The sequence below is a fragment of the Streptomyces sp. NPDC111507 genome (assembly GCF_055638955.1).
Genome location: NZ_JBVKBU010000014.1, coordinates 125,754 through 138,887 on the forward strand (window position 1 = coordinate 125,754; position 13,134 = coordinate 138,887).

13 protein-coding genes and 1 pseudogene are annotated in these 13,134 nt (G+C 72.1%); 7 read left to right on the plus strand and 7 right to left on the minus strand.

The window, feature by feature from the left end; all coding sequences use genetic code 11:
- Positions 1-93 precede the first annotated feature (93 nt).
- On the minus strand, positions 94-1,311 hold the full coding sequence (locus ACZ7M2_RS39010; RefSeq protein WP_471599306.1) for an RNA polymerase sigma factor: 1,218 nt from the start codon (positions 1,309-1,311) through the stop codon (positions 94-96).
- Positions 1,308-1,664, minus strand: coding sequence for a YciI family protein (locus ACZ7M2_RS39015; RefSeq protein WP_471599307.1), 357 nt, complete (start codon positions 1,662-1,664; stop codon positions 1,308-1,310). Before ACZ7M2_RS39015 ends, ACZ7M2_RS39010 begins: the two co-directional genes overlap by 4 nt.
- A 116-nt stretch (positions 1,665-1,780) precedes the next feature.
- Here ACZ7M2_RS39015 and ACZ7M2_RS39020 point away from each other — a divergent pair, with 116 nt between their 5' ends.
- Positions 1,781-2,854, plus strand: coding sequence for an acyl-CoA dehydrogenase family protein (locus tag ACZ7M2_RS39020; protein WP_471599308.1), 1,074 nt, complete (start codon positions 1,781-1,783; stop codon positions 2,852-2,854).
- A gap of 189 nt (positions 2,855-3,043) precedes the next feature.
- On the opposite strand, the gene ssuE is transcribed toward ACZ7M2_RS39020, so the two are convergent.
- Together ssuE and ACZ7M2_RS39030 are read right to left on the minus strand one after the other, a co-directional pair.
- The gene (gene ssuE / locus ACZ7M2_RS39025) at positions 3,044-3,598 is read right to left on the minus strand and encodes an NADPH-dependent FMN reductase (RefSeq protein ID WP_471599309.1); all 555 of its coding nucleotides are present in this window, start codon (positions 3,596-3,598) and stop codon (positions 3,044-3,046) included.
- A 539-nt stretch (positions 3,599-4,137) separates the two neighbouring features.
- A complete protein-coding gene (locus ACZ7M2_RS39030; protein ID WP_471599407.1) occupies positions 4,138-4,221 on the minus strand; it encodes a putative leader peptide in 84 nt (27 codons plus the stop codon).
- 161 nt (positions 4,222-4,382) lie between these two features.
- On the opposite strand from ACZ7M2_RS39030, the pseudogene ACZ7M2_RS39035 reads away from it, so the two are divergent.
- Positions 4,383-5,183 (plus strand): annotated as a pseudogene (locus ACZ7M2_RS39035) (LysR substrate-binding domain-containing protein).
- A 10-nt stretch (positions 5,184-5,193) separates the two neighbouring features.
- On the opposite strand, the gene ACZ7M2_RS39040 reads toward ACZ7M2_RS39035, so the two are convergent.
- On the minus strand, positions 5,194-5,373 hold the full coding sequence (locus tag ACZ7M2_RS39040; RefSeq protein WP_352051588.1) for a hypothetical protein: 180 nt from the start codon (positions 5,371-5,373) through the stop codon (positions 5,194-5,196).
- 174 nt (positions 5,374-5,547) lie between these two features.
- On the opposite strand from ACZ7M2_RS39040, the gene ACZ7M2_RS39045 reads away from it, so the two are divergent.
- The 3 genes from ACZ7M2_RS39045 to ACZ7M2_RS39055 all read left to right on the plus strand — a co-directional run bounded on the left by ACZ7M2_RS39045 (position 5,548) and on the right by ACZ7M2_RS39055 (position 9,546).
- Entirely contained in the window at positions 5,548-7,083 is a 1,536-nt protein-coding gene (locus ACZ7M2_RS39045) for an SDR family oxidoreductase (RefSeq protein WP_471599310.1), read from the plus strand.
- A gap of 118 nt (positions 7,084-7,201) precedes the next feature.
- The gene (locus tag ACZ7M2_RS39050; protein ID WP_471599311.1) at positions 7,202-8,575 is read left to right on the plus strand and encodes a cryptochrome/photolyase family protein; all 1,374 of its coding nucleotides are present in this window, start codon (positions 7,202-7,204) and stop codon (positions 8,573-8,575) included.
- Between the two features lie 248 nt (positions 8,576-8,823).
- A complete protein-coding gene (locus ACZ7M2_RS39055) occupies positions 8,824-9,546 on the plus strand; it encodes a DUF4142 domain-containing protein (protein WP_471599312.1) in 723 nt (240 codons plus the stop codon).
- A gap of 29 nt (positions 9,547-9,575) precedes the next feature.
- Here ACZ7M2_RS39055 and ACZ7M2_RS39060 read toward each other — a convergent pair whose 3' ends face one another.
- Positions 9,576-10,607 (minus strand): MerR family transcriptional regulator, encoded by a 1,032-nt coding sequence (locus tag ACZ7M2_RS39060; protein ID WP_471599313.1) that lies wholly within the window; start codon positions 10,605-10,607, stop codon positions 9,576-9,578.
- A gap of 132 nt (positions 10,608-10,739) precedes the next feature.
- Between ACZ7M2_RS39060 and ACZ7M2_RS39065 the strand changes: the two genes are divergently transcribed.
- The gene (locus tag ACZ7M2_RS39065; protein ID WP_471599314.1) at positions 10,740-11,333 is read left to right on the plus strand and encodes a sigma-70 family RNA polymerase sigma factor; all 594 of its coding nucleotides are present in this window, start codon (positions 10,740-10,742) and stop codon (positions 11,331-11,333) included.
- Positions 11,334-11,399: 66 nt separating this feature from the next.
- Here the strand turns inward: ACZ7M2_RS39065 and ACZ7M2_RS39070 are convergent, their stop codons facing one another.
- Positions 11,400-12,242, minus strand: a complete 843-nt coding sequence (locus ACZ7M2_RS39070; RefSeq protein WP_471599315.1) for an MBL fold metallo-hydrolase — start codon at positions 12,240-12,242, stop codon at positions 11,400-11,402.
- Between the two features lie 158 nt (positions 12,243-12,400).
- Between ACZ7M2_RS39070 and ACZ7M2_RS39075 the strand changes: the two genes are divergently transcribed.
- Complete coding sequence (locus tag ACZ7M2_RS39075) at positions 12,401-13,003, plus strand: TetR/AcrR family transcriptional regulator (RefSeq protein WP_471599316.1); 603 nt, start codon at positions 12,401-12,403, stop codon at positions 13,001-13,003.
- Positions 13,004-13,134 lie beyond the last annotated feature (131 nt).

A 13,134-nucleotide genomic window follows, 5' to 3' on the forward strand; every position in this document is an offset into this window, starting at 1 on the left:
CGTCTTGAGCCGGAGGGCTCGGTGTAAACGCCAACCTTTCATGTGCCCAAATAAATTCCGGGTGCACGAGAAACACGTTCCGCGATCACGGCGTCACGGACGGAGGTCGGAGGGCGGGCTTCGCGGGAGTGCCGCGCGGGCCCGTTCGAGGTAGGCGCGCTCCGGTGCGCTGTCGGTCAGCGCGATGGCCGCCTCGTACGCCCGTACGGCCTCGGTGTGGCGTCCGAGGCGGCGCAGCAGGTCCGCGCGTACGGCGTGGAAGGCGTGGTAGCCGTCCAGGTCGAGCGCGTCCACGAGGGCGAGCGCCGGCTCCGGGCCCTCGACCTCGGCGACGGCGACGGCCCGGTTGAGGGTGACCACCGGGCTCGGGGCGAGCGCGGCCAGCTGGTCGTAGAGCTGGAGGATCTGGCCCCAGTCCGTGGCGGCCGCGGTCGGGGAGTCGCTGTGTACGGCGTTGATCGCGGCCTGGATCTGGTACGGGCCCGGCCGGTCGCGGCGCAGACAGCGGCGTACGAGGGTCTGTCCCTCGGTGATGAGATCGTGGTCCCACCGTGAGCGGTCCTGGTCGGAGAGGAGGATCAGGTCGCCGTCCGGTGTGGCGCGGGCGGGCCGACGCGACTCGATGAGGAGCATCAGGGCGAGCAGGCCGAGGGCCTCGGGCTCGTCCGGCATCAGCTCGACGAGGAGTCGGCCGAGCCGGACGGCTTCGGCGCAGAGGTCCTCCCGGCCGCCGTAGCCCTCGTTGAAGATGAGGTAGACGACCGCGAGCACCCCCCTGACACGGTCCGGGAGGTCCGCGTCGCGCGGGATGCGGTAGGGGATGCGGGCGTCGCGGATCTTGGCCTTGGCGCGGACGATCCGCTGCGCCATGGTCGGCTCGGGGACGAGGAAGGCGTGGGCGATCCGCGGCGTGGTCAGACCGCCGAGCAGGCGCAGGGTGAGGGCGACCTGGGCCTGGGTGGCGAGCGCGGGGTGGCAGCAGGTGAAGATCAGGCGGAGCCGGTCGTCGCGCACGGGGCCCTCCTCGGCCGGGTCGCCCCGGGCGTACAGCCGCTCGGCCTCGGCGTGCCGGGCCTCGCGCGTGGACTCGCGGCGCAGCCGGTCGACGGCGCGGTTGCGCGCGGTGGTGATGATCCACCCGGCCGGGCTGGGCGGTATGCCCGACTCCGGCCACTTCCGCAGGGCGGTGGTGAAGGCGTCCTGGACCGCTTCCTCGGCGAGGTCGATGTCGCCGAGGAAGCGGACGAGGACGGCGACCGCGCGGCCGTATTCGGCGCGGAACACGGCCTCGATGTCGGCGTTCGGGGTCATCCGTCCTCGGCTTCGCCCATGAAGGGCCGCACCTCGATGGGGAGCGTGGTCGCCACCGTCGCCTTGCGGCCCCATGCGAGCGCCGTGTCGAGGTCGGGTGCCTTGATCAGACAGATCCCGCCCAGGTACTCCTTGCTCTCGGTGTACGGGCCGTCGGTGACGAGCACGTCGCCGTCCTTGGCACGCACCACGGTGGCCGTCTCCGGTCCGTGCAGTCCCCCGGCGAACACCCACGCACCGGCCTCGCGCAGCTCCGCGTGGAAGACGTCGAGATTGTGCATGATCTCTTTCAGGATCTCGGGCGCGGGCGGCTCACCGGGCGGCTGCATCACGCTCAGCAGGTAGTACTTCATGTGTGCTCCTCGGCCGTGTCGTTCTCGGCTCGTTCTCGGGTGGTCTTTCACTGACTACACGAACCGGAGACGGCCGGATCGACACACGACACGACGACAGCGGGAGATTTTTTTCGATGACCACCGCACCGCATCCGCTCGTCGCGGCGGCCGGGCGGCTGGCGGCCGAGGTGCTGGCCCCACGGGCGGAACGCGTGGACCAGGAGGGCATGCCGGCGAGCAGCATCGAGGCGGTCAAGCGGTCGGGGCTGCTCGGGGTGAGCGCGCCGGTGGCCTACGGCGGGTCGGCCGCGCCCGCCGCGGTGGTCCGGGAGACCGCCGAGATCCTGGCCGGGGCGTGCTGCTCGACCTGGTTCGTGCAGACCCAGCACCACACTCCGGTGCTGACCCTGGCGAAGGGCGAACGCGCGGCGCGGGAACGGCTGTTGGGACCGCTGGCGAGCGGGGAGCTGCTGTCCGGCGTCGCGTACGCACAACTGCGGGCCTACCCGCGCATCCCTGTCCGGGTCACCCGTGAGCGTGGTGGCTGGCGCTTCGACGGGACGGTCCCCTGGTACACGGGCTGGGGACTGAACGACGTGCTGATGCTCGCCGGGGTGACGGAGGCGGACGAGGCGCTGTTCGCGTTCACCGAGGCGCGTGAGCAGCCCGGACTGCGCCCCTCGCCGCCGATGCGGCTGGCGGCGCTCACCGCCTCGCGCACGGTGTCCCTGGAACTGGACGGGCTGTGGCTCCCGGACGACGCCGTGGCCCTGCGCACGCCGTACGAGAGCTGGGCGGTCACCGATCGCCCCAAGAACACCAACGCCTCGCCGGCGGTCTTCGGGATCACCGCGTCGGCGCTCGGTCTGCTGGACGGCGATCCCGCGGCGCAGGAGACCGGGCAGGTGCTGCGCGCCCGCCTCGACGAGGTCAGACGGCAGGCGTACGAACTCGCCGACCACCCGGTGCCCACCGAGCGGATCGAGGAGCGGCTGGCGGTCAAGACGCGGGCGTACGACGTCATGCGCGCGGCCACGACCGCCGCGGTCGTGGCCGGTGGCGGGCGCGCGATGGACCTGGGCAGCCCGGCGCAACGGCTGGCACGCGAGGGGATGTTCCTGCTGGTGCAGGGGCAGACCGCCCAGGTGCGCGCCGCCCACCTCGGTTCGCTCGGTTCGCTCGGCTCACCCGGTTCACTCAGCCCGTGAAGGGCACCTGCGCGGCGGGGACGGACGTAGGTGCGAACGGGTGCTGCCACAGGCCCTGTGCGGCCAGGCGCGGCAGGACGCCCTCGCCGAACCAGTCCGGAGGCGGAGAGACGGTCCGGCTCCTCGGCGAGCGCGGCGGCGACGGCCAGGGCCTCGACGTCGTCGGCGATCGCTCTGGCGGACATCGCCTCAGCCCGCCGCGGCCAGCAGGGGCGCGCTGCCGAGGGCCGCCGAGAACTGGTCGACCACCTGGGTGAGGGCCTCGGCCGTGGCCGGGGCGACGGTGATGCCGCCGTCCTCGCCCGTGGTGATGTCCTTGTCGAGGGTGAACCAGCCCTGGACGATGTGCGCGGCGCCCATGGAGTTGAGGACCGGGCGTAGGGCGTAGTCGAGGGCGAGGACATGCGCGGTGCTGCCACCGGTGACGAGCGGCAGCACGGTCTTCCCGGTGAGGGCGTACTGCGGGAGCAGGTCGAGCAGGGCCTTGAGGACACCGGAGTAGGCGGCCTTGTAGACGGGGGTGCCGATGACCACGCCGTCGGCGCGGGCGAAGAGTTCGGTCGCCGCGACGATGGCGGGGTGCTTGAAGTCGGCGCCGAGCAGGGCGTCGGCGGGGATCGTGCGGACGTCGAGCGGGATCACCTCGTGTCCCTGCGCGGTCAGCCGGGTGTCCAGATGGCGCAGGAGCTTCGCGGTGCGGGAGGAGACGGACGGACTGCCGGAGACGGACAGGACGGTGGCCATGAGGTCCTCTTTCGGGAGCGGGAGCTGGGTGGGGAACGGAGTGGGGAACGGATTCAGACGTGCGCGGAGACGGACTCGGGCTCCGTCGCGGTCTCGGTCGCGGTCCCTGTGTCCGGCAGTCGCGCTACCAGTCCGCGCACCAGGGGCAGCACCCGACGGCCGAAGTCTCCACCTCCTCCAGAAGTCCCCGGCGAGTTCGGTGTGGTCCTCGGTCCAGATCTGGCGCGGGGCGCGGATGAACCCCTCGGAGCGAACGGACCTGGCGGTGCGCTGCCCGCTCCTGCTGGTGACCAGGCCGCCAAGGGCGTTGGGAACCCCGTCGCGAATTTCACAGGATTCACGGGATTCACGGGGTTCAGGGGATTCACGGGCCCTGCGGACATGCGGAACTCCTGTTGCGGATTGCGGGTACGCCGAATTCAGAGGGCGCGTTCATGACGGCGCACGGGATCGCGGAATTCAGGCGGTGTTGTGAGAACGCCGCACACGGCTGTCCGACGACAGCGGTGGGGCCGATGGGGTGCGGCGGATCCGGGGACTCAGGCCGCGATGCAACAGGAGGCGCTGGAGACGCGCGCGAGGTCGACATGGCGTCGCCGCGTGAGGTCCAGTCGCATCATCATGCCGTCGATCGTGGCAGCCTGCCGCGAGGGCAGTCAAGGAAAACCCGACCGGTCTCGTATCGCGGACCACCGAATTTCACGAACATGTGACAGGGAAGCCCTTGAACGGGCCGTGAAATGGCCCGCATTCCGCCGGCGCGCGGACAGAACAACTCGAATACATCGCGGCGGTCACCCGGCTCGGCTCACCGCGCCGGGCAGCCGAGGAAATCCGCCTCCCCCAGCGGGCGTTGAGCGAGACCGTGCGGAACCTGGAGCGCCGACTCGGCGTCGATCTGCTGGAGCGCAAGCGGTCCGGAGCGCGGATGCGCGCCGAGGGGCGGGAGCTGCTGCCTCACCTCATCAACGTGCCCCGACGGTCAGGGAATTCCGCGCGGCGCATCCGCTGACGCAGGTCGAGGTGGTCGCCGCCCAGCAGACGGCAGATCCACCGGGCGCTGTCGGAGGGCCGCCTCGACCTGGGCCCGGTGAACCATCTCGACGGCGACGACCTGCCCGCCGACTTCGAGACCACCGAACTGCTGCGCCGCTGACCGGTGGTGTGCCTGCGCCCGGACAGTCCGCTCGCCGCACTCGCCGCGGTGTCGGCGGCGGACCTGCTGGACGGACGCGAGGCACTGATCGCCATGCGCTCCGGGTACGTCATGCACCGCTGTCTCCACCGGTTCCTGGAGGGCCACGGCCCGGCCCTCTCGTACACGACCGACGGCGCGGAGACGGGCAAGCTCATGGTCGCCGAGGGGCTGGGTGCGACGGTCCTGCCCGATTTCAGGGTGATCGGGGATCCCTTCGAGCGGTGCGGCGCGATCACCCACCGGCCGCTCACGGACGACACGACACGGGTCCTGCCGATGCTGCGGCGCCGCCGGGCGGAGTCGGTGCCTCGTGAGGCCCACGACCCGCACGAGGCGTTCGTGCGCAGGGCGGCGGAGCTCGGCACCCTGCTCTCGGGTCGGTCCTGACCGGGGTCGTTCAGTCCTCGTCGCCGACCGGCACCACCACGAGGAAGGCGTCCGACTTCAGGTCCATCACCACCGTCGCGGGCTGCCCCTCGGTGCGGCGCCGGGCCGCGTACTCCTCCGCCGTCCAGGATCCGCGCGGGCCTCCCGCGGGAAACCGCTCCAACACCTTCGTGCCCCTCACGGCAGACACCTCCAGCTGTGACCTCGGACTCTCGTGTTCTCCCGTCTGCCCGCGATTCCCCCGGACATGTCCGCAAAGACTCCGCCGGACAGCTCCTGGGCGCATCCGACCGCCGTGTTCGCGTGGAAGAGATGAGAGAGGGAACACGGAAAGCCGGTGGCCCGGTGAACGACGGAGGGACCCATGAGCGACGACGATCCCCGCCCCGGCCCGCGCTGTCTGGTGACAGGCGCCACCGGCTACATCGGCGGCCGGCTGGTCCCCGAGCTGCTGGAGGCGGGTCACCCCGTACGGTGTCTCGCCCGCTCCCCCGCCAAGCTGCGCGACTACCCGTGGGCGGGCGACGCGGAGGTGGTGCGCGGCGACGTCACGGACGCCGACTCGGTCGCCGAGGCGCTGCGCGGCATCGACGTCGCGTACTACCTGGTGCACGCCCTGGGCACGGGCCACGACTTCGAGGAGACCGACCGGAAGGCGGCCCGGATCTTCGGCGAGCAGGCCCGCGCCGCCGGGGTGAGCAGGATCGTCTACCTGGGCGGCCTCACCCCGGCGGGTGTCCCCGAGGAACGCCTCTCGCCGCACCTCAGGTCGCGCGCCGAGGTCGGCCGCATCCTGCTGGAGTCGGGCGTGCCGACCACGGTCCTGCGGGCGGCCGTGATCATCGGTTCCGGCTCGGCCTCCTTCGAGATGCTCCGCCACCTCGCCGAACGCCTCCCGGTCATGGTCACGCCCCGCTGGGTGCGCACCCGGATCCAGCCGATCGGCGTACGCGACGTGCTGCGCACCCTGGTCGGCTGCGCGCGGATGCCCGCCGACGTCAACCGCGCCTTCGACATCGGCGGTCCCGAGGTCCTGACCTATCTGGAGATGATGCAGCGGTACGCCGCCGTCGCCGGGCTGCCGCGCAGGCTGATCCTGCCCGTGCCGGTGCTCACCCCCGGGCTCTCCAGCCATTGGGTCGGCCTGGTCACCCCGGTGCCCGCGTCCATCGCGCGCCCGCTCACCGAATCGCTGCGCCACGAGGTCGTCTGCCACGAACACGACATCGCCCGGTACGTCCCCGATCCCCCGGGGCGTCCGATCGGCTTCGACGACGCGGTGTCGCTGGCCCTGCAACGGGTGCAGGACGCCCAGGTCACCACCCGGTGGTCCTCGGCCTCCGTGCCCGGCGCGCCCAGTGATCCCCTCCCCACCGACCCCGACTGGGCGGGCGGCAGCCTCTACACCGATCGACGCGAACAGGCGGTGAACGCGCCGCCCTGGGCGCTGTGGCGGGTGATCGAGGGTGTCGGAGGTGAGAACGGCTGGTACTCCTTCCCGCCCGCCTGGGCGCTCCGGGGCCGGCTGGACCGGCTGGTGGGCGGTGTCGGCCTGCGGCGCGGACGGCGCGACGCCGCCCGGCTGCGCGTGGGCGACTCGCTCGACTTCTGGCGCGTCGAGGAGATCGAGCCGGGCCGTCTGCTGCGGCTGCGCGCAGAAATGCGACTGCCGGGCCTCGCCTGGCTGGAGATGTACGCCGAGCCCGGCGCCGAGGGCCGGTCCCGCTACCGGCAACGGGCCCTGTTCCATCCGCACGGCCTCCTGGGACACGCCTACTGGTGGAGCATCTCGCCCTTCCACGCCGTCGTGTTCGGCGGCATGGCCCGCAACATCGCCAGGGCGGCGGCCGAGGCCGACGTACTGTCCGGAGCGCGGCAGCCCGTCGCGCCGTCCCGCTGAGTCCCGCATCCACTCGCCGATGACCGCATCCGCCGGGAACCGCGGGCCCGAAGCAGTCATGGCCGCACTCGTCGCCGCGCCGTCACAGCACCGCCTCCCCCTGTCCCGGAGTCACCCCATGAACGTCTCGGTCGTCCTGTTCACCTCGGACCTGCGCCTGCACGACCATCCGGCGCTGCGCGCGGCGCGGGACGGCTCGGCCGCGCTGGTGCCCCTGTTCGTACGGGACGACGGCGTCGCGGAAGCGGGGTTCACGGCGCCCAACCGCATGGCGTTCCTCGCGGACTGTCTGGCGGACCTGGACGCCGGACTGCGGGAGCGCGGCGGCCGTCTCGTGGTGCGCTCCGGCGATGTCGTCGCGCAGGTGTGCAAGGTGGTCGCCGAGGCGGACGCCGACGAGGTGCACATGGCGGCGGGGGTGAGCGCCTACGCCCGCCGCCGTGAGGAGCGGCTGCGCACTGCCCTGGAGGGCGAGGGGTGCCGGTTCCATGTCCACGACGCCGTGATCACCGCGCTCGCGCCCGGCGCCGTCACGCCGTCCAGCTCGGACCACTTCGCCGTGTTCACGCCGTACTACCGGCGCTGGTCGCAGGAGCCGCTGCGCAACGCGGTCGCCGCGCCCCGGGCGATCCGGGTGCCGGACGGCGTCAGCTCGGAGGAGATCCCCTCCCGCACGGGTCTGTCCGGGCTGTCGCCGGGGCTGGCGCGAGGCGGCGAGCGGGAGGGCAGGCAGCGGCTCACGGCCTGGCTGCGGGCGGGGATCACCTCGTACGACGACGGCCGTGACGACCTGCCGGGCGACGCCACCTCCCGGCTCTCCCCCCATCTGCACTTCGGCACCCTCTCCCCGGTCGAACTCGTGCACCGGGCGCGCGCGGCGGGCGGCCCGGGCGCCGAGGCCTTCGTACGCCAACTGGCCTGGCGGGACTTCCACCACCAGGTGCTCGCCGCCCGGCCTGACGCGGCTGTGGCCGACTACCGCACCAAGCACGACCGTTGGCGCTCGGGGAGGACCGCGCGCGGGGACATCCGGGCGTGGAAGGAAGGACGCACCGGCTATCCGGTCGTCGACGCGGCGATGCGCCAACTGCGCCACGAGGGCTGGATGCACAACCGGGCACGGCTGCTGGCCGCCAGCTTCCTCACCAAGACGCTGTACGTGGACTGGCGGATCGGGGCCCGGCACTTCCTGGACCTGCTGGTGGACGGCGATGTCGCGAACAACCAGCTCAACTGGCAGTGGATGGCCGGAACGGGCACGGACTCGCGGCCGGGCCGCGTCCTCAATCCGGTGACGCAGGCCAAGCGGTACGACCCGGACGGGGAGTACGTCCGGCGCTGGGTGCCGGAGCTGGCGGGGCTCGCGGGCGGCGCGGTGCACGAACCCTGGAAACTCCAGGGCCTGGAGCGCGCAGCGTACGACTACCCGGAGCCCGTCGTCGAACTCTCCGACGGGCTGGCCCGGTTCAGGGCCGCCCGGGATCTTGGCTGAGCGGCATCGCGGCTGAGCGGCATCGCGGCTGAGCGGCATCGCGGCGGGTGGGACCGCAGATGAGACGGGGGCTCAGCGGTTCGCGACTGCGCGCGTGGCGGCACATGTTTTACTTTCCCTAAAGATTCCTCCGGCCCGCACAGCCGTACTGGTGAACGTCCGACACACCCGTACCGGATCCACGCACCGGATCCACCGAGCGGCCCACCGGAGCCTCACTCCGGGCCGCCGCCCCGCCAGGAGGCGCAATGCGCATTGCACGAACCGCAGGAACCGTCTTCGTGGCAGGTGCGTTGGTCATGACTCTCGCCGCGCTCGCGTATCCCAGCATGCTCGGACTGCAGACCACGGCCGCTGATCAGAGCCGCGTCATCGAAAATACTGCGACGGGCCCGGTGACCGAGGCCGACCGCGACTTCGTCGTCAAGGTGCGGGCGGCCGGCCTGTGGGAGTACCCCGTGGGGATGCTGGGTCTGCAGAAGGGCACCACCCCGGCGGTCCGGACCGCCGGTGACCACCTGGTCAAGGGCCATGCCGCGCTGGACGATACCGACCGCAAGGTCGCCGCCGCACTCGGCATCACCATCCCCAACAAGCCGTCTCCTCAGCAGCAGGGCTTCGTGTCGACGCTGAGCGGAGAATCCGGCAAACAGTTCGACACCGACTTCGCCAACATCCTGCGGATGACCCACGGTTCGATCTTCAACACCGTCGCCAAGATCCGGTCCACCACCAAGAACTCGCTGGTCCGCCAGCTGGCCGACCAGGCCAACGTCACGGTGCTCGACCACATCACGGTGATGGAGAAAACCGGGCTGGTCAACTTCGACCAGACGCTGTTCCAGCAGACCAGCCCACCGAAGCTGCCCGCCTCCGATCTCACGCCGCCCGCGCCCGCGCCGGGTGAGCCGACCGTCGTGCTCACTCCGCCCGCCGGCAGCTCCCCCTCGCCCACCGGCACGGTCGGCTGAGCCGTCCCGGCCCCACGGCGCGCGGGCGATCAGCTCCGGGTGACCGGGACGGGCGGGCCGTACAGGGCCGAGAGGGTCCCGAGGGCGTCCCGAAGCCCGGGCGGGCGGAGCATCCCCCGCACCGGGCGGCCCGCCCAGCCCGGCCCGCCGAGCAGCACGGCCGGGTGACTGCGGGCCCCCTTGACTCCCCACCGGGTGTCCGCGACATGCCGGGCCAAAGGCAGGTCGGCCGTCGAACGCGTCTGGGCCCACAGCAGTACGGCCTTCGGGCCCAGCCGTCGTACGGCGGCGGTCAGCGCCTCCGTCGGAACCGCCGCGCCGAACATCCGGGTCGGCAGGCCGAGTTCGACGAGCCCCGCGTGCAGCGCCTCCAGCGCCAGGCTGTGCTGTTCGCCCGGGACGCACGCCAGCACCACCGGACCCGCGGCGGCGGCGGCCTGGGTTCCCACGGGCCCGACCGGCGCGGCGGCACGATGCAGGGCACGTGAGATGTGCCAGGACAGCAGGTGTTCCACCTCCACGTAACGGTCGCCGGACGACTCCCACTTGCGTCCGACGGCGTGCAGGGTCGGCACCATCACCTCGTCCCAGGCGAGGACCACGCCGTAGCGCGCCACGAGGGAGGCCAGCTGGTCGCCCACGGTCGGTGCGTCGAGGCGGACCGCGGCGCGCGCGAGACCCCTGCACTCCTGGCGGACGTCACCGAGCGGCAGCACGCCGGCCGCCTGCGAACGATGCCCACCGGGCCGGCCACCTCCCCCGGGCTCCGGTTCGGGCCGATTCCGCCCGACGCCCTCCTGGGCGGTCCTGGCCGCCTCGGCGGGCGGTACCCCGGCCGCGGTCAGCCGGCACATCTCCTCGAGCATCGCCACGTCCTGCGGCGCCCAGCGGCGGTGCCGCCCGTCGGAACGCACCGCGGGCCCCACTCCGTACCTCCGGTCCCAGGAGCGCAGGGTCGTGGGCGACACCCCGAGGCGGCGGGCCAAGGACCCCGTCGTGACGCCCGCTTCGACGGGCCGCGAGGCCGCCTCCCGCCGCTGTGCCGGTTGGTTCTCGCCCATGCGGCGACTATACGACGCACAAACGATGCGAGTTGTCCGTCTTGTGCCTCGGTTCACACGATGGGGATCACCGGGCGCGTCGCGGGAAGCGCACGGTGACCGGGAGCCCGCCCGAACCGAGGAGCCGTGGCCATGACCGTGGATTCCATCACCGAGCAGTGCGTCGACGGGCGGTGGGAGGCGCTCTCCGACACGGATCTGGCCCAGGGCCTCGTGGACGGCGACGAGGAGTGTCTGACCGCCGCCTACCACCGCTGGGGAACCCTGGTGCAGACGCTGGCCGGACGTTCGCTGGGCGACGCCCGGGACGCCGAGGACGTCACCCAGCAGGTGTTCCTTGCCGCCTGGCAGGGCCGTCGGGGGTACCACCCCGAGCGGGGCGCGTTCGTGGGCTGGCTCGTCGGCATCACCCGCCGCAAGATCGCCGACGCGCTCTCGGCGCGCACCCGCCGTACCGATCTGGTCGCCGCCGCCGGAGCCCTCCTCGGCCCGGTCGACGACACCCAGGGCCGCCCGGAGACCGTGCTCGACCGCGTCCTCCTGCGCGGCGAGCTCGCCAGACTTCCCGCGCCCCAGCGCCGGGTGCTGCACCTCGCGTTCTACGAGGATCTGACCCAGCCCCAGATCGCCCAGCGCACCGGCTGGCCACTGGGCACCGTCAAGAGCCACTCCCGGCGCGGACTGCACCAACTGCGCCGCTGTCTGCGCGCGCAGGCCGTCCGCTGAACGCCTGCATTCGCCCCCGCGAGCCGGTCCGCCCCAGCAGCGGGGCCTGGCCGGGGTGGACCGCGATCACGACGGAGTCGTTCCCGGACCCTCGGCCCCGCCCGCGTAGCGCGCCAGTTCCCACGGGTCGTGTGCGCTGAAGACCTCCACCTCGTCGCCGTGCAGCCGCACCAGTTCCCGCAGACGGGCATGGTTGCCGAGGCGCAGCGGCCGGTCCACCTCGGTGATCTGCTGGAGGACGTCCAAGCCGGGGTGTCCCCGGGGGTGGTCGGGGTCGATCTCGTGGTGGAAGTAGTACGCGTCCCCGCAGTGCAGCAGCCGGCGATCACCGTCGGGGACGGCGATCGCACTGTGGCCGCGCGTGTGGCCGCCGAGCGGGACCAGCAGGATCTCGGCGTCCAGGCCCTCCAGCGGGCGCACGGCGTCGAAGCCGAACCACGCCTCGCCGTGCGGCTGCGCGTACGTCACCCAGTGCGGCCGGTGCGCCCACTGGGCGGGGCGGTAGCGGACGCGGTCCTCGGGGTGAGCCCCGGGGGCCGCCATCGCCGCGCGGTGTTCGGCCTCGCTGAGATGGACCTTGGCCCAGGGGAAATCGGGCAGTCCCCCGGCATGGTCGAGGTCGAGGTGGCTGAGGACGATGTGCCGGACGTCCTCCGGACGGAAGCCGAGCGCGGTGACCTGGCGCAGGGCGGTCTCCGCGAGGTCGAGGACGGGCTGGGCCCGGCCGAGGAAGTCCGGGCCGAGGCTCTCCTCGGGCCGCGCCACGTCCTGCGTACCGATGCCGCTCTCGACGAGGACGAGCCCGTCCCGGTCGGTCTCCACGAGAAGACAGTGGCAGACCGCGGGAAGGCTCCCCTCCTCGGTGTCGATCGTCCGCATGGAGCCGCAGTTCAGGTGATGGATCTTCACGGTCAGTCCCTTCGGTGGGTCGCTTCGGTGAATCGCTTCGTGAATCGCTTCGATGGGTCCCTCGTACGCGCCCGGTACCGCCCGCTCACGAACCCGAGCACATAGCTACCGAACGATCGTCAGCTAATTGCGAACGGTCGTTAGGTTAAAGTGACGGCATGAGCCCCCGCAAGTCCGTTGCCGAAACCGCCGCCACGCGGAGCCGGATCATCGACAGCGCCCTGACGCTGGCCTCCACGGACGGCCTCGAAGGCCTCACCATCGGCCGTCTGGCGACCGATCTGGAGATGAGCAAGGCCGGAGTGATCGGCCACTTCGGCAGCAAGGAAGCGCTCCAACTCGCCGTTCTGGCCGCGGCCGTCGAGAGGTTCCGGCTACGCGTGCCGGCCCGTGCCGTCGGCGCCAGACCCGGCACGGAGCGGCTGACGCGCGCCTTCGACGAGTGGATCGACTACATGACGGAGGGCGAGGGGCACGGCGGCTGTTTCCTCACCTCGGTGGCGAGCGAGTTCGACGGCCGGCCCGGTCCGGTCCGCGACGCGGTGCTCGATGCGCTCGCCTCGTGGTCGGCATATGTCGCGGCGGAGTTGGGCATGGCGGTCGAGGCCCGCGAACTGCCGCCGCACACCGATGTGGAACAGCTCGCCTTCGAGCTCAACGGTGTGGCCCTGGCGGCCAATCAGTCCATCCAGCTCCATCGCGACCCACAGGCACCCACGCGGGCCCGCCGCGCCGTCGCCCGCCTCCTCATCGCCCCCTGAGGATGGATCCCGCCCCGGCGGAGCGAAAGGCCACCTCTACACATAAAGAAGAAATAAGCGCACAATGAAAACAAGCGGCGCCAACCGCATACCGCACCAGAAGCGGTCAGGCCTGCACGGAACGAAGGAGA